Origin of the sequence: Flammeovirga aprica JL-4, from assembly GCF_012844305.1 — a bacterium.
GTDB classification, from domain to species: Bacteria; Bacteroidota; Bacteroidia; order Cytophagales; family Flammeovirgaceae; genus Flammeovirga; species Flammeovirga aprica.
This window is the reverse complement of sequence record NZ_JABANE010000088.1, coordinates 23,417-38,422: the sequence shown is the minus strand read 5'-3', so window position 1 is coordinate 38,422 and position 15,006 is coordinate 23,417. Positions and strand designations below refer to the sequence as shown.

Here is a 15,006-nt window from a genome sequence, read left to right as displayed (position 1 = left end):
CACCTTGTCACGTGCTAATGCTTCGGGATCGTACTCCGTGCATAAGGGACTTGCACCCTCTAGAAGATTGAACTATATTTAGAAAAATATAGATCGTGCCCATTTTGGGCACACACAAAAAAGGAATACAATTTTAAAACTGTATTCCCTTTATATGATTTAGTCATTATTTCTTATACCTTACCACGGCTCCTCCTTCTTCCGCTAATCCAAAAGCCCCAACTTCACTGTAATTCGGATTGAGCAGGAAAACTCTATTTTCATATTTTCCACCTTTGGATGTTGAGCGTTCTTCATCTACAATCCATTGCTTTATCGCACCTGCAGGTGTTGCATATTGAACATTGCGAGGTGATGCAATTTCAGCTTCTCCTTTTTGAGCCGAAGAACTGAGTTCAAAGCCTAATAAGTTCTCAAAATCTCCATTCAAGCTCAATGAATCCTCCACAGTAAATGGACCTCCTAGTTTCGTACCATATACTTCACTAGAACTTGTTCCATTGACATGAGAAAGATAGAATAAGCTCCATTTATAAGCCCCTAAATTCAAAGAATCATTATTTATCATTGAGCCAGGATTGGCAGTAGATCCAGTAAGGTCAGCAATTTGCTGTTTTACATTAGCATGTTCTAATTCTGCATTGGTAATACCTGCTTCATCTAATCCTAAGGAATTGATCAAATAAGATTCCCAAGCAATTTCGCCATCACTAAAAGCATCTCTCGCTTTATTTAAATCACTAGTGAAAGTTTCTCCCCAAACAGTATTCACCAAAGACAATTCTTTTAAGTTCACTAATAAATACAACTGCTGATTGGTTAATAACCTTGCCCCTGTAGGTTGTTCACTATGTCTAAAACCTGCTACTCCTGTGCTGGAAATTGGACTGCTTTCAAAGCCTGGAATAGTGAATATTGTAATTAATGACAATTTATATTCCCCGCTTTCACTGGTTGGATCGTCCATTATGATCTGTATAAAACCATAATCTTTGGCAAAACACACTTCTTTAAAACCGTTGAAGTCATACCCTTTAGCAGTTGCATCGTCAGGAGTAAAAACATAGACGTCATTATAAAGCACCTCATTGACCTGATTTTGATTAATAATCTTTGACTGCAAAGTGGTAAACTCAGGATAAGGTTTATTGTTTAAGCCATTTAAATCCACAAAGAAATAGACTGAATCGTTGGTTGTAGAAATAGAGAATTCTGCTTGAGGAATAATCGCATTTCCCTTCATCACTGCCAAGGCTTCTTTTAACTGTAACCTTCCTGTCATATCTATTTTAGCGGTACCTACCACATTCGTTCTATTTTCAGGACGGTATCTAGTATCCTCTTCCGAAAAAGTGGATGCATCGACAGTCAAAGGCACAACAACTGTATCATTTTCCACATAAACTAACTCTGTTGTGAAGTTTTCTGGTGTGCTAAAACGGTAAGATGCATCAATACCTACCAAATGTCTTAGTTGATCTTGAGTGAGATGATCGGTTCCTGAGTTTTCTGTATCACAAGAAAAAAATATAAACAGGTTCAATAGTAAGAGGTATGATAAACGGTATTTCATGCAGATCTTATTAAAAAATAAATTTGAGACACAAACTTCGTCAGATATTTAGTTTAAACAAATCATTTATATCAATTTTTATAAGAAAAAACACCTTGATAAGAAACTTACCAAGGTGTCTATACATCATAATAGTATCATTCTAATTTTCTTTACTCCTAACTTTTAAGAAAATTAAAAATAAACTGGTCAAACACGTGATGAACGAGATGATGAACAAGGGTTGTAATTCTGTTGTGATTGCACTGACATCTGCTTCAAAATGCAAGACCTTTCTGGTTGCTTTTAAGAAATGTGTCAGCGGAATACAAGTCGCTATATATTGAATCCATGAAGGCATTGCTTCTAATGGCCATGTAAAACCTGATAAGATAAAACTTGGAGTAGAAACCACCATCAAAACCTCAGTTGCTTTCAGCTGAGATGGTAAAATCCAACTGACCATTATCCCTAAACCTGTTAAGGAAAGGATAAAGGCTGAAGTCAATAAAAATACTGTGCCCTGATGTATCGGAATATCTATTTTAAAGAACGGCAATAAGATAAATTGAATCCCTGCCCATAAAGCCATTCCAATTACCCAGTAAGGGATTGACTTTGAAAGGAAAATAATCAATGGGTTTTTCGTTATTGCTTTTATCTCAAGAAATGTATTTCCCTCATGTTCTTTACTAAATGTTAAAGCCATTGCTAATAGATAAACCTGCTGCATTACTGCACCCAAAATACCCGGCAACATAAAGAGCAGATAATTGGAAGTGGCATTAAAATACCTAGTATCATCTATTGCAAATGCCTCCCATTGTTCTTTAGCGGTTTCTACTGGAATTCCCTTTTTCTGAAGACCGATAATTTCGATACCCGCATTCAATGTTCCTAAAACTGTTCTGATTCCAATATTGGCATAATTACCTGTGATCATATTGGCGCCATTTACTTCTACCTGTATATGTGGATGTCTTTTATAATTAATAGCTCCTTCAAAACCTTCAGGTATTCTTACGATAGCCTCATAATTATAAATTTCACTTTGAATATCAGCCTCTTTCGGCGTTACTTTCTTTACTGACAGATAGAAGTTTTCATCCAATGCATCAATAATTTTATGACTCAAAGGAGTGTCATCTTGGTCAATTACAGCAACTGCCAAATCTTTCACACTCGCCTGTTGGTAGGTGTACCCAATTAATATCCCAAAGAATATGGGAGCACCAAAGAAAACCGCAATCAAGACGTCATTGGAGAAAAAGAGCTTCAATTCCCTTTTCGATAATGCAATAAATGCTTTTATTCCCTTTTTCATGACTTTCTTATTTTTTGATCACTAAAGTGGTATTGGTCAATAAACCTTCTGCTTTCTTAGCTTGCTGAGGTTTTACTTTTAATACATAAAGTGACTGGTCAATTTTATAATTCGGGTTCATGCTTTTTCTATTCGCATAAGAAAGTTCTTCTTTGATAGAAACAATTTTCCCTTCTTGCTGAATAGAGGCATCAAAAGGTGATGCAACATTTACTTTTTGATTGATTTTATAATTGAGAACATCCTCTTCAGAAAGTACAAATCTGAAATATGTAGAATTAGCTTCATACCCTGTGAAAATGTTATATCCTGGAAGGGCCAATTCACCTTCTTGCAATGCAATTGAAGTAATTCTCATTGCTTTTGGTGCAATTAAATACTGTTCCTGCATCGCAATTTCCACTTCTTTCATCGCCCCTTTTGCTCTTTCCAATTGCCCTAAAGCCATTCTTTGCTTTTCATTTCTGACCCCTTTCTCTACCTCTCTTTTCTTTGCTTCTGTACCCTCATACTTTGCTTTAGCCATTTGATATTTTGTAAATACCTCATCATATTTCTGATCTGAAATCAAATCTTCATCATGCATGGCCTTAATACGCTGATAGCTTTTCTCTGCGAAAGTATACTGCTCTTTGGCTGCACTGTATGCCGCATTAACTTGATCCAATTGATCAGAAGTAGCCCCATTAAAAGCCATTTCATACTGCGCTTTTGCTGCTTTTATCGCACCTTCAGCCTGCATTTGTTTTGCTTCTAATTCTGGCATATCAATCGTAGCTAAAGTATCTCCTTTCTGCACTTTGGCTCCCTCTTCTACATAAAGCTTGTTTATTCTTCCAGGAATTTTCGAAGAAACATACACTACTTCACGTTTTACTTTTCCTTTTAATAATTCAGTTTGCTGTGCTTCTTCACATGAAAATAGAAGAGCGACTAATGCGATAAATATATATTGATTTTTCATGATTCTAATTTTGGATATGTTCGATTGTTAAAGCTCCCATGGCGTCTAAAAAAGCAACCGCTTCGTGTCTTTGAGAGGCAATTTTTTGGATATAGTCGAGTTGAAGCATTTCGTAGTCTGAAATTTCCTTTAACAGTTCAGGAATATCCGCCAAACCGTTTTTCACTTCTTCAGCTTTAATTCTCAACCCTTGTTTGGCATCTTCTACTTTCTCCTCTGCTACAGTAACCAACTGCGTAGAAACTTCCCATTCCATTTTCTTCTTTTCAAACTCTAGGGAAATCAATTCTTCGGCATAGGCTCTTTTTTCTCTCATTGATTCCACCTGCAAAGCAGATTTCTGTACTTCTCGTTTACGTTGTAATCCATCAAAAATCTCCCATTGTAATCCCACTCCCACAAAAGGAATCGGATCCACATTTGTCAAACTTGATCCACCTTGCATCACGTGAGCAAACGCTTTGGCCTTTGGTAATGCTCCATACTGTTCTGCTTTGTGTTTGTACTCCAATGCCTCAATAGAAGAACCTAAAGCCTTTAATTCAGATCTATTTTGAAGGTTAATTTCACCATCGTCCACCATCCATAATTCCAGATTAGGATTAATTTCCGATAAAGTCGTTTTATCGACACCCGTCAACTGATGCAATTTTTGAATCACCAATTGCTTACTGCTTTCCAGCTCAATTCGCTTAGCCTTGATGTCTTTTTCAGCAATTTTGATTTTGTTTAAATCATATTCAGTAGCCAAACCCACTTCTTTTGCTTTTACACCAAACTCTTTCTGCTTATCCAATCTTTTCTGACTTTCTTCCAAAACTTTCAAAGATTGATTCACAACAGCTATTTTATCATAGTAATCCAATACTTCAATGATAATCTGATGTTCCTCCTTCTCTACCATAGCCATTTGAGCTTCCGCTTTAGAAGCTGCCGCTTTTGCATAAGCAGGAGCCTGAAGACCAGAAAAGATCACCATCTCAACATAAGCATCATAAAACCATAAATTGTTATCTTTTAGGGTAAGTGACGCATTATTGGGCACCTGATTCACCAATCCGCTTACATTATTATAAACTCCTTCGATTAGCGGTGCGCCAATTCCAATCATTTCAGGTGGCATGCCTGAGTTCATCAAATTGTTTAAACTTTGTTGTTTGCTTTGTTCTAAACCATGCAGTAAAGTATTTTTCTCTGCACTAATATCCCTTGTGATCGTTAAATCATTCAGTAAATGAGCGTATCCTGCTTTTACCCCTACTTTAGGGATATAAGTATAAAGTGCTCTTTGACGGTCCAACTGTGAAGCCGAAACTTCATTTCTTTTAATTTTCAAGCTATGCGAATTATCAATGGCTTGAGTTATGAGTTCTTTTCTAGTAATGTTCAATGCATCTTCTTGAGCATAACTCAATGAAGCACTTAAGCCAAGAATACTTATCAGTAAGTATTTCCAACTATTCAATGATGTGTTCAGCATTTTTTTACCCAGACAGGCGTGAATTTATTAGAGTGATATTATTATGAATGAATCTTCATTCACTTATTATGTAACGCAAATGTAGATTCATTAGGTTTAAGTTCCAACTATAAAATGTTTAATAAATTCAAATGTGATTTTTCACTTCCTTAAGATTCTTACGCATATTACATTACAAATCTTATGAAGTTTTAATAAACAAATATTTCGGTATAAGATTTTTTGCAAACCCTGCATTTTTGTTGATCTTGCAATTCGTATTTTATTAACTATATAAACATAGATTTGGAACCACAAGTCACTCCCCTATTTACCAACGATGCCATTGTCTTTGGACTATTAATGTCTGCATTGGCCTTTGTTTTTTACACTTCAAACTTGAAGGAAGGATTTTTTGTCAAATTTTATAAGATATTTCCACCTCTTTTGATGTGTTATCTTATCCCTTCTTTGCTATCGACCTTCAATGTCATTTCTCCAGAACATTCTCAATTATATACCATGGCGAAGAATTACCTCTTGCCTGCCAGTTTGATTTTGATGACCATTTCTGTAGATATGAAAGGCATTGTGAATCTAGGTTCTAAAAGTATCATCATGTTCCTTTCTGGAACAGTAGGAATTATCATCGGCGGGCCCATTGCCATTTTGATCGTATCTGCAATTTCTCCAGAAACATTTAATGGTGTTGGCTTTCAGGAAGTATGGAGAGGTTTAGCCACTTTAGCCGGAAGCTGGATTGGTGGAGGTGCCAATCAAGCCGCTATGTTAGAAATTTACCAATATGACCAATCCTTGTATTCGGGAATGGTGGCTGTAGATATTATTGTAGCCAATGTTTGGATGGCTATTTTATTAATGGGTATCGGCAAAACGAAAGCCATTGATAAATGGTTGAAAGCAGATGTGACAGCCATTGAGCAATTGAAAGAGAAAGTCGCCGCATTCCAGAATAGTGTAACTAAAAACCCTTCTTTAACAGAATTGATGATTGTTTTGGGCGTCGCTTTTGGTATTGTCGGATTCTCTCACTTTGCTGCTTCAACTTTAAGTTCTACAATCTCAAACATGGTAGATGATCCTTCAACGAGTGTGATGAGTAGTAAATTCTTCTGGTTGGTATTAATCGCCACTACTGTAGGCGTAATCCTTAGTTTCACTAAAGCGAGACAATTGGAAGGTTATGGTGCCTCAAAATTTGGCAGTGTATGTATCTACATTTTAGTAGCGACCATCGGTATGAAAATGGACGTCACAAAAACAATGGATAATCCTGGTTTACTAGCAGTTGGTGGTGTTTGGATGTTTATTCATGTAGTGATCATGATTGTCACTGCCAAAATCATCAGAGCTCCATTCTTCTTCTTAGCAGTGGGCAGTAAGGCCAATGTTGGTGGTGCTGCTTCTGCTCCAGTAATTGCTTCAGCATTCCATCCTTCACTTGCCCCTGTAGGTGTTTTACTGGCAGTATTGGGTTATGCATTAGGAACTTATGGAGCCATGTTCTGTGCCTATTTAATGCAGATTGCTTCTCAGTAAAAATTTATAAATGATATTAATAAGGGTGATCATTTTTCTCAAAGTGATCACCCTTATTATTTTACAGAGTTTTATTCTAGTATATTCTCTGTTAATTATGAATATATCTTATTAAAGATTGCCCTTACATTTCCTCTAACAATCCTCCTTCTTCTTTGTATCTACAATACCATTTTCGGATAGGATTATCGCAACTGCTCTTGTTGAATCAAATTCTGCAAAAATAATGATCATCAAGACTGTAATAGGAACACTGAGGATCATACCCCAAACTCCCCATATTGCACCCCAAAATGACAATGCTAATAATACTACCAAGCCACTTATATTTAAAGTATTGCCCATAATTCTTGGTTCTATAATATTGCCTACAATCACCTGTATTGTTCCTACTGCAAATAAGACAATTAAACCTGCTGAAAAATCGGCAAATTGAATTATGGTGAAGAAAGCTGGGAAAAGTGTCGCAATCAATGAACCTATGGTAGGAATAAAATTGAGGTAAATAATGATGGATGCCCAGAAAAAAGGTGCCTCCACTCCCATTATTAATAATACAACGTAACTTAAACCTCCTGTAAGTAGACTCACTAATGTTTTAAGGGTCAAATAACCACTGACTGTTTTACCAATTCTTGTAATCATCTGCATTGCATTATTATACTCCACCTTATCAGGATAGATTTGCTCGATTTTTTTTCCAAATGCCGCTTCTTCAAAAAGAAGGAAGATCATATAAAGGACTATTGTAAAGGTGTTCCCAAAAAGTCCTGTGATGGAGGATAAAACATTTTTTAGTAAAGTGGTAAAATTGAAGTCACCCACCATTTTGTTGAGGTGAGGTGTCAAATCGATATTAAAAAACTTATTGATTTGATCTTCTATTAATAGTAAGTTGTCGTCATATTTTACCATTGATTCTGATAAATTCTGAATACTTACCCCTAATACTTTTACCTCAATAAATATAAATGCAAAAATGGCAATGGAAGCCATAATATTCTGAAACCATATCGGGATCTTATTTTGCTTAGAATTTAAAAGTCCTCCTATTGCTGTACGAACTTCCACTACAATCAGCCATGCAATTACAGCGAGTACAAAAGGGACTAATATGCTTTTGAGAAAAATCAAAGAAGCAATTATGATAAGTATTAAAATTGCTCCATTTGTGAGCTTGTCTAATCTCAACTTCATTTTTATTGGTATTGGTTTACTCTAAAATACGAACAAACTTGAACAAAGCGTGCGTTAGCGAACATTATTTACAAATATTATTCACTAGGAAATAAACATAAATAACTCATTTTCATATTGTTACGAATTTTAGGCATAAATATAGAATTATAGAAGATGTGTCAAATTAATCAACTATCATCTTAATAACATAAATAATGAAAACGCAATTTGTTACTCTCTTGATCTCTTTAGCTAGTTTATTTTCATCATTTGCTACTGCTGGTATTCTAAGCCCAGCGAATGAAAAAAATTCAAAGCTGATTAAAATGGTAAATAAAGCCGATAAAAACGATTGGAGAACTTTGAACAAAGCCGCTCGATTATCCATCAATTGGAATGCCGATCTAGAATTGGCTAAACAATGGCTGGAGGCTTCAATTTTCATTACAGAGAATTCTGAAGCTTATGAAATTTTAGGGGATTATTACCTTAGAAAAGGAGATATGCAAAAAGCGTATGATCATTATTTTAAAGCCTTCGAAACGGGCATGTTTACTTTAGATAAAAAAGATAAAGACCGTATTCAAAGAAAAGTACTTTGCTTTGGTAGATCTTTATTAGATTAAGTACCAAGTCCGAGTCGGTAAAATCAAGGCTTGGTACTTAATTACTAGTTCAAATTAATTATTAATTAAACTATGACGTTAGAATTTTTCTAGCGTCTTTTTTTCTTCTTTTTTCCCCAGGGCAGTTACATTCTTCTTTTTGCCTGATGCTATATTTAAAAGAAAAACCATACGTTGGAGTAATGATATTTAGGTTTCTTTCTGGCTTTCCTTCTGCTATCAGGTTTCCATCAGCATCATAGCGAGGACCTGTGGCTGGAGCGAAATAATATTGCGTATCTCGCATGGCAAAAAGGCCTAATCTTATATTTTCGGAAGCTACCCAGAATAAATCAAAACGTAAACGCGTCAGATCCACCAAACGGTCCTCTGCCGACTTATCATTTTGATGTACAAATAGCTCATAAGAGAACTCTCCTCTCCATTTCGATTTCGAAATATTGAAATTTTTGCCCAACATTAACCATAAGCCAAAACGGCCAAATGCTTCACGTGTTCCTGGAGTGTCTACCGTTTTGTTGGGAGTGATATATTCATATTGAAGTCGCTTTTGAAATTCAACCAAATTATCACCAACTATTCCATTGTGCTGGAAAAAGGCTCTCCAATACCACACATGCCAATTAGGTTCAAAAACTGAACGGATAGAGGCTCCTATCATTAATTTAGGATCTTTGAATTTATGTGCATACCCCAACATCAAATGGGCTCTGTTCATATTCAAGTCCTCTATGATATAGCTATCAAAAGCAGAAGATCTTGTATTGATTTCAAAAAAAAGACTATCATTATTCGGTAATTGATAATCTATATTCCATAAAGTCCAAAAAGAATCATCAGCATATCTTTTTTCTGTCTCTTGTGCACTTAGAGATGAAGAATTCAATAAAAAACAATAAATTAGTGCAACTTTAAAAAATACAAATGAAGGTTTCCAAATAGGTTTCATTAAAACTAGAAAGATTTATTAACATGGCGTTATGAAACCAATAACGTCAACTTTGGGTAAACTAACAAAGAGTTCTGTTAAAATTAAATACAAAAACTCTACTAAATTGGTACATCATTAACTAAAACATATATGAGTAATAGCGCAACATCTACTATTGGACCTGCTACTGGAAAACAAAGACTGGGTGTAATTGACGCCCTGAGAGGTTTTGCAATATTGGGTATTTTATTCGCAAACATTCTAAGTTGGAGTTTATTTAAATTTACTCCTTTTACCACCCTTGAACAATTACCTTATGCTGAATTAAACGGCACTTTATATTCATTATTGAGCTTTTTCATTGATACTAAATTCTACAGTATCTTCTCAATATTATTCGGAGTGGGTTTTTATATCCAATACGATAGACAAAGAAATAATCAAGAAGCTTTCTTGAAAGTATATAAAAGAAGGTTATCCTTTCTGATTTTATTCGGCTTTATCCATATGCTGATTTGGTCAGGTGATATTCTTATGCTTTACGGCATGATGGCCTTCATCTTTATTGAATTTAGAAATCTTGCTCCTAAAAAGATTTTAAACTGGGCAGTTATTTTATTAGCCTTCCCATTAATTACAGATTTAATTGTAATGCTTGTGTCGCCAGGATGGATGTCTCCAGAGGTTTCATTGGCTAAGAAAACATATCTTGATCAAGATCCTGCTTCAGTTGTTGCAGCTTTTGAAAGTGGTAACTTCCTTGTTACTTTCAAACAGAACATGCACAATGTGATGTGGAGATGGTTTGATTTCCTTCCTTCAGGAAGACCTTTTAAAGTATTGGGATTATTCCTATTAGGATTCTACTTACAATCTCAAAACTTCTTTACTGACAAAGGTAGATCATGGAAAGTATTTGGTGGTTTCTTTGCAGTAGGTGCTTTAGCCCACTTCATTGGCTATCAAATCGGAGGTTCAATGGCATTATTTGCTGAAACTCCAAGTGATTTGGCTTACAAAGCAATCATGGTATTTGGTCAAATTTGTTTGGCATTATCATATGCCTCACTGTTATCGATTATCTACTACACAAAATGGGGTGAGACGATCTTCTTCCCATTGACAGCTGTAGGTAAGATGTCATTCACCAATTACCTATCACATACCTTTATCGGTATCGTATTATTCTACGGAATTGGATTTGGATTAGGAGGTCAACTGAACCTTGCTCCAATCTTTATCTTGGCCGTGTTGATTTATGCCTTCCAAGTAGCTTACAGTTACTTCTGGCTGAAATATTTCAAATTCGGTCCGTTGGAATGGGGATGGAAATGTTTAACGTACAAAAAGAAATTCCCACTAAGAAATAGTACTTATGAGAAATTAAAAGCTGCTAAAAAAGCCGCTTAGTTATAAAACAAAAGCAGTCAATCTTCACCGATTGACTGCTTTTTTTATACATGAACTTTTAGAATCCTAGGCCATAAAAGAAACCATTCCCAAAGCTACTTCCGCTACTTTTTTATCCCCTTCTACAATGATTTTATCTCTCAAATCATCTGCTCTTAAGCTCTTCGAAAATAGTTTCCATGAAGCATCTGCATCAATAGTAACTGAAGAAATGATTGGCCCTTTTGGTAGATTTTTTGATAACTCCCAAACCGTTCCATTATATCTTACAAACCACTCTCCTTTCACATCTCCAGTAACAGCAAACTTTAGCACACTCCCCTCCTTAGTTATTGTCTCTTTTAATGTAAAAGGTAAAGCATACATACATGTATCTAAAAATGGAATATAAAACTCCTGCGTCATTATACCTTGTTTTCCTACAGCATCACGAATTTGTTGCTGATGTAAAAACTTCTCCGTGTATTCTCTAGCAATATGCATCCAGTTTTTGCTTTCATTCTCCCCTGCCCAAGCAACTGAATATTCTGCTTTTCCATTGGGATCAAGAGAAGCGTAATACTTATAAAAAGGTTCTCCTGTAAATTTTAGTAATTCAATTAAAAATTGAGGGCTTACACGTTGCATTGCTTGTACCCAATCTGCATTTAATTGATTTAAAAAGCCCAAAAGGTCTTGATAAGAATTAATTTGAGGGGCTTCTGGTTTATGGCTATCTCTTAAACCTGATAACGTTCTAATATTTCCATCTAATAAGTGAGCCACTACATCTTTTACCTTCCATTTCTTGGCAATAGTCTGTTTTGTCCATTCCTCTTTGGTTAAGCTAGATAATAACTCAATTAATTTCTGATCTAACTGTGGTAAATGATGTACTAATTCAATCATGGTTTTGTTTTTTATATCAATGGAAAATTAAGTATAAAACAAAGTTAAACTATTAAGCAGTTTTAATTATTCGTATTCAAGATTATTACATTAATTCAAAACATCTTTTAAAAACCTTCTATAATTATTTTTCCATTGGTATTAATGTAGAGTACCACCTCTTTATCTTTTTTGTTTTCAAGTTGATGAAAAGCATTCAACTGAGCTGTAAAATAACTTCCTGCAACAAGTGATTTCAAATCGTTTTTGATTAAATAATCCACCTCTCCCTTAATTACCACTGAATGAAACACTTCACCCATCGATAAGAGCTTTATTTTGGATCTACCAGGTATTTTCACAAAACAACCCATAGAATTGTTCTCTTTCGTCTCCCACAAGAAACTAATAGAGGCATTACTATTTTTAGAGATCCAATTTGATTGCTCATTTTCCAACCAAACCACATTAGAATAATCAATATTGATTGGACGTTCATAAGTCATCTTTGCCTGATCTATTGGTTTTACCAAGTAAGGGCCTTTATCTATTTCTACTAAAGCGATATTTACATTTCCTTTAGCTGCAGTAATATGAGGTTCTAATGCAGGTTGAGTCCAGAAACTCCCAGGTTTCATCCACATCATTTCAGCCTTTGGGTCATCATTATGAATCATTCCCTTGATCACCACTGCTCTGTACGTTACATTATGAATATGTGGCGGGGAAGAGAATCCATCTTTAAACTTGGCTAAAAAACCTGTGGGAACTTCAGCATTTCGATCACCCCAAAGCGTAGCAGCAAAAGGGCTGTTCTCTCCTCTTGCAGGGTTTAATTTACCCCATTGTATTTCACTATAAAGAATTACTTTTTTGGTAGGGTTTTCAGTTCTTTTAATTTCAACTTTCTTGGGTTTCTCTTGTTTTGTGCATGATAAAGCGAATCCTATTAATAGGATTAAAACAGTAATTTGGGTTCTCATTTAAGAATTAGTTTTGGGTTATTATAGTAAGAGAGTAAATGGAGTGTTAAAACACCCCATTCATTTTGGTTAAAATCTCTGGCTTTCCTTCAGTAATTAGAATGGTATGCTCGTGCTGTGCTACGAATCCACCTCTATTTCCTACTAAAGTCCAACCATCACCACCTCTTTCAGTGGCTAATGAAGAATTGGTAGAAATAAAAGTTTCAATTGCTACAGTTGTATCTTTCTTAAAACGGTTTTTATTTGTTTTAACTTGATAATTTAAGATATCATCAGGTGCCTCATGCAAACTTCTTCCAACGCCATGCCCTGCTAAGTTTTTGATTACCTTGAATCCTCTCTTTTTTGCTTCAGATTCAATAATTCTACCAACTTCTGCAACCTTTACACCTTTCTTTATTCTATAAATTACATCCTTTAATATCTCAGTGGAAGCATCTACTAGAGATTGTAAACCCTGTATATCTTTTCCAACAATAAAAGACTTACCATTATCAGCCCAATAGCCGTCTAGTTCAGCTGAAACATCAATATTGACCAAATCACCTTCTTTAATGATTACATCTTCAGAAGGAATACCATGTGCCACTACTTCATTTACCCCAATACATGTAAAACCTGGAAATTTATACGTCTCATAAGGAGCTGACTTAGCCCCATATTTTTTCAATAGCTCAGCTCCGAAATCATCAATTTCTTTTGTCGACTTTCCAACAGCAGTAAACTCTACCATCTGCCTTAAAGTTTCAGCCACAGCTTCACTGACTTTTTTCATTCCTGCTAAGTCAGCATCGTTTTTTATTAACATAATGATTCTAATAGTGTAGTTTAAATCCTAAAATAATATTAAACTGGTTGATTTGATATTTTTGAATCGAATACCTCTAATATATGAGTGAGAAAGTAGTACAAGCTACTACATTTTTTTGTATTCCACCAAAAAAGGCTTTCCTAATCGAAATTAGAAAAGCCTTTTAAGGAAAAAACTCAAAGTGATAAGATTGCTGCCTAACGGCAGTAAATTCTTAAACTTTAATTATGCAGAAACTACTTCTAATGTAATTTCGTGCTGAACTTCTTTATGAAGATCAAGGACAGCTTTGTACTCACCTAACATACGGATCTCAGAAGAGAAACCGATACGCTTACGGTCAATATCGTAACCTTGCTCTTTTAAAGCGTCAGCCACCTGTAAAGGTGTTACTGCACCGAATATTTTACCACTCTCACCAGCTTTAGCAGTAAGAGAAAGTGTCAATTCACCAATTTTAGCAGCTAAATCTTCAGCATCTTGCTTCACTTTTTCAAGTTTGTGAGCTGCTTGCTTAATCTCTTCGTTTCTCATGCTGATGTTAGCTGCAGTAGCTAATTTAGCAAAGTTTTGAGGGATCAAGTAGTTTCTACCGTATCCAGGCTTAACGTTAACAATGTCGTTTTTGTAACCTAAACCTTTGATATCTGTTGTTAAAATTACTTCCATCTTAGAAAAATTTTTTAATATCTAAATTAAGATTACTTTAAACCGTCTGCTACGTAAGGTAGAAGAGCTAATTGACGAGCACGCTTAACTGATGTAGCAATTTTCTTTTGGAACTTTTGCGAGTTACCAGTAAGACGACGAGGTAAAATTTTACCTTGCTCGTTTAAGAATTTTAATAAGAATTCAGGATCCTTATAGTCGATGTATTTCACACCGTACTTTGTGAAGCGGCAGTACTTTTTAGTACGCTCTTGCTTTCTGTGTAGAGGTTCGTTTTGGAGACTCATTATGCTGTTTTTTCTTCAGTTTCAGATTTTTTTGTCCACTCGCCGTTTCTTCTTCTTTCGTTGAAGTCAACACCGTGCTTGTCTAAAGACACAGTTAAGAAACGCAAGATGCTTTCGTCACGCTTTAATTCTAATTCGAATTTAGCGATGATCGAAGGATCTGCTTTGAATTCAAACAGGTGGTAGTGCCCAGTTGTTTTCTTTGCAATTGGGTACGCCAACTTTTTAAGTCCCATACCTTCTGAAGAGTACACGTCTGCACCTGCTTCTTTCAGATGGTTTTCAAATTTAGCAATAGCCTCCGTGGTTTCGGAATCGGACAACACAGGTGTCACGATGAAGACTACTTCGTAATGCTTTAATGCCATTTTTTAAAATAAT

General features: G+C 35.4%; 15 protein-coding genes. 3 read left to right on the top strand and 12 right to left on the bottom strand.

Annotated features, from left to right (window positions below; genetic code table 11):
- Nucleotides 1–166: 166 nt before the first annotated feature.
- The 4 genes from HHU12_RS24710 to HHU12_RS24695 form a co-directional block, all read right to left on the bottom strand.
- Nucleotides 167–1,573: a hypothetical protein gene (locus tag HHU12_RS24710; protein WP_169659412.1), complete on the bottom strand. Its 1,407-nt coding sequence runs from the start codon at nucleotides 1,571–1,573 to the stop codon at nucleotides 167–169.
- 142 nt (nucleotides 1,574–1,715) lie between these two features.
- Complete coding sequence (locus HHU12_RS24705) at nucleotides 1,716–2,876, bottom strand: ABC transporter permease (RefSeq protein WP_169659411.1); 1,161 nt, start codon at nucleotides 2,874–2,876, stop codon at nucleotides 1,716–1,718.
- Nucleotides 2,877–2,883: 7 nt separating this feature from the next.
- Nucleotides 2,884–3,840: an HlyD family secretion protein gene (locus tag HHU12_RS24700; protein WP_169659410.1), complete on the bottom strand. Its 957-nt coding sequence runs from the start codon at nucleotides 3,838–3,840 to the stop codon at nucleotides 2,884–2,886.
- A 4-nt stretch (nucleotides 3,841–3,844) separates the two neighbouring features.
- Entirely contained in the window at nucleotides 3,845–5,320 is a 1,476-nt protein-coding gene (locus HHU12_RS24695; RefSeq protein WP_169659409.1) for a TolC family protein, read from the bottom strand.
- A gap of 285 nt (nucleotides 5,321–5,605) precedes the next feature.
- Here HHU12_RS24695 and HHU12_RS24690 point away from each other — a divergent pair, with 285 nt between their 5' ends.
- Nucleotides 5,606–6,859, top strand: coding sequence for a DUF819 family protein (locus HHU12_RS24690; RefSeq protein ID WP_240971109.1), 1,254 nt, complete (start codon nucleotides 5,606–5,608; stop codon nucleotides 6,857–6,859).
- 135 nt (nucleotides 6,860–6,994) lie between these two features.
- On the opposite strand, the gene HHU12_RS24685 is transcribed toward HHU12_RS24690, so the two are convergent.
- Nucleotides 6,995–8,056 carry an AI-2E family transporter gene (locus HHU12_RS24685; RefSeq protein ID WP_169659408.1) on the bottom strand — a complete coding sequence of 354 codons (1,062 nt, stop codon included), beginning with the start codon at nucleotides 8,054–8,056 and terminating at the stop codon, nucleotides 6,995–6,997.
- A gap of 197 nt (nucleotides 8,057–8,253) precedes the next feature.
- Here HHU12_RS24685 and HHU12_RS24680 point away from each other — a divergent pair, with 197 nt between their 5' ends.
- The gene (locus HHU12_RS24680; RefSeq protein ID WP_169659407.1) at nucleotides 8,254–8,664 is read left to right on the top strand and encodes a hypothetical protein; all 411 of its coding nucleotides are present in this window, start codon (nucleotides 8,254–8,256) and stop codon (nucleotides 8,662–8,664) included.
- A 70-nt stretch (nucleotides 8,665–8,734) separates the two neighbouring features.
- On the opposite strand, the gene HHU12_RS24675 is transcribed toward HHU12_RS24680, so the two are convergent.
- Nucleotides 8,735–9,613 carry a hypothetical protein gene (locus HHU12_RS24675; RefSeq protein ID WP_169659406.1) on the bottom strand — a complete coding sequence of 293 codons (879 nt, stop codon included), beginning with the start codon at nucleotides 9,611–9,613 and terminating at the stop codon, nucleotides 8,735–8,737.
- Between the two features lie 132 nt (nucleotides 9,614–9,745).
- Here HHU12_RS24675 and HHU12_RS24670 point away from each other — a divergent pair, with 132 nt between their 5' ends.
- Nucleotides 9,746–11,005 (top strand): DUF418 domain-containing protein, encoded by a 1,260-nt coding sequence (locus HHU12_RS24670; RefSeq protein ID WP_169659405.1) that lies wholly within the window; start codon nucleotides 9,746–9,748, stop codon nucleotides 11,003–11,005.
- A 66-nt stretch (nucleotides 11,006–11,071) separates the two neighbouring features.
- On the opposite strand, the gene HHU12_RS24665 is transcribed toward HHU12_RS24670, so the two are convergent.
- The 6 genes from HHU12_RS24665 to rpsF form a co-directional block, all read right to left on the bottom strand.
- A complete protein-coding gene (locus HHU12_RS24665; RefSeq protein WP_169659404.1) occupies nucleotides 11,072–11,893 on the bottom strand; it encodes a maleylpyruvate isomerase N-terminal domain-containing protein in 822 nt (273 codons plus the stop codon).
- 107 nt (nucleotides 11,894–12,000) lie between these two features.
- Complete coding sequence (locus HHU12_RS24660) at nucleotides 12,001–12,855, bottom strand: DUF4437 domain-containing protein (RefSeq protein WP_169659403.1); 855 nt, start codon at nucleotides 12,853–12,855, stop codon at nucleotides 12,001–12,003.
- Between the two features lie 46 nt (nucleotides 12,856–12,901).
- Nucleotides 12,902–13,666: a type I methionyl aminopeptidase gene (gene map / locus HHU12_RS24655; protein WP_169659402.1), complete on the bottom strand. Its 765-nt coding sequence runs from the start codon at nucleotides 13,664–13,666 to the stop codon at nucleotides 12,902–12,904.
- A 228-nt stretch (nucleotides 13,667–13,894) separates the two neighbouring features.
- The gene (rplI, locus tag HHU12_RS24650; protein WP_169659401.1) at nucleotides 13,895–14,338 is read right to left on the bottom strand and encodes a 50S ribosomal protein L9; all 444 of its coding nucleotides are present in this window, start codon (nucleotides 14,336–14,338) and stop codon (nucleotides 13,895–13,897) included.
- Nucleotides 14,339–14,370: 32 nt separating this feature from the next.
- The gene (rpsR, locus tag HHU12_RS24645) at nucleotides 14,371–14,625 is read right to left on the bottom strand and encodes a 30S ribosomal protein S18 (protein WP_169659400.1); all 255 of its coding nucleotides are present in this window, start codon (nucleotides 14,623–14,625) and stop codon (nucleotides 14,371–14,373) included.
- A complete protein-coding gene (rpsF, locus tag HHU12_RS24640; RefSeq protein WP_169659399.1) occupies nucleotides 14,625–14,993 on the bottom strand; it encodes a 30S ribosomal protein S6 in 369 nt (122 codons plus the stop codon). Before rpsF ends, rpsR begins: the two co-directional genes overlap by 1 nt.
- Nucleotides 14,994–15,006: the final 13 nt, after the last annotated feature.

Bases quoted from the DNA above. Each gene is read 5' to 3' on its own strand.
- HHU12_RS24710 (WP_169659412.1), bottom strand. From the start codon at position 1,573: ATGAAATACCGTTTATCATACCTCTTACTATTGAACCTGTTTATATTT.
- HHU12_RS24705 (WP_169659411.1), bottom strand. From the start codon at position 2,876: ATGAAAAAGGGAATAAAAGCATTTATTGCATTATCGAAAAGGGAATTG.
- HHU12_RS24700 (WP_169659410.1), bottom strand. From the start codon at position 3,840: ATGAAAAATCAATATATATTTATCGCATTAGTCGCTCTTCTATTTTCA.
- HHU12_RS24695 (WP_169659409.1), bottom strand. From the start codon at position 5,320: ATGCTGAACACATCATTGAATAGTTGGAAATACTTACTGATAAGTATT.
- HHU12_RS24685 (WP_169659408.1), bottom strand. From the start codon at position 8,056: ATGAAGTTGAGATTAGACAAGCTCACAAATGGAGCAATTTTAATACTT.
- HHU12_RS24680 (WP_169659407.1), top strand. From the start codon at position 8,254: ATGAAAACGCAATTTGTTACTCTCTTGATCTCTTTAGCTAGTTTATTT.
- HHU12_RS24675 (WP_169659406.1), bottom strand. From the start codon at position 9,613: ATGAAACCTATTTGGAAACCTTCATTTGTATTTTTTAAAGTTGCACTA.
- HHU12_RS24670 (WP_169659405.1), top strand. From the start codon at position 9,746: ATGAGTAATAGCGCAACATCTACTATTGGACCTGCTACTGGAAAACAA.
- HHU12_RS24665 (WP_169659404.1), bottom strand. From the start codon at position 11,893: ATGATTGAATTAGTACATCATTTACCACAGTTAGATCAGAAATTAATT.
- HHU12_RS24660 (WP_169659403.1), bottom strand. From the start codon at position 12,855: ATGAGAACCCAAATTACTGTTTTAATCCTATTAATAGGATTCGCTTTA.
- map (WP_169659402.1), bottom strand. From the start codon at position 13,666: ATGTTAATAAAAAACGATGCTGACTTAGCAGGAATGAAAAAAGTCAGT.
- rplI (WP_169659401.1), bottom strand. From the start codon at position 14,338: ATGGAAGTAATTTTAACAACAGATATCAAAGGTTTAGGTTACAAAAAC.
- rpsR (WP_169659400.1), bottom strand. From the start codon at position 14,625: ATGAGTCTCCAAAACGAACCTCTACACAGAAAGCAAGAGCGTACTAAA.
- rpsF (WP_169659399.1), bottom strand. From the start codon at position 14,993: ATGGCATTAAAGCATTACGAAGTAGTCTTCATCGTGACACCTGTGTTG.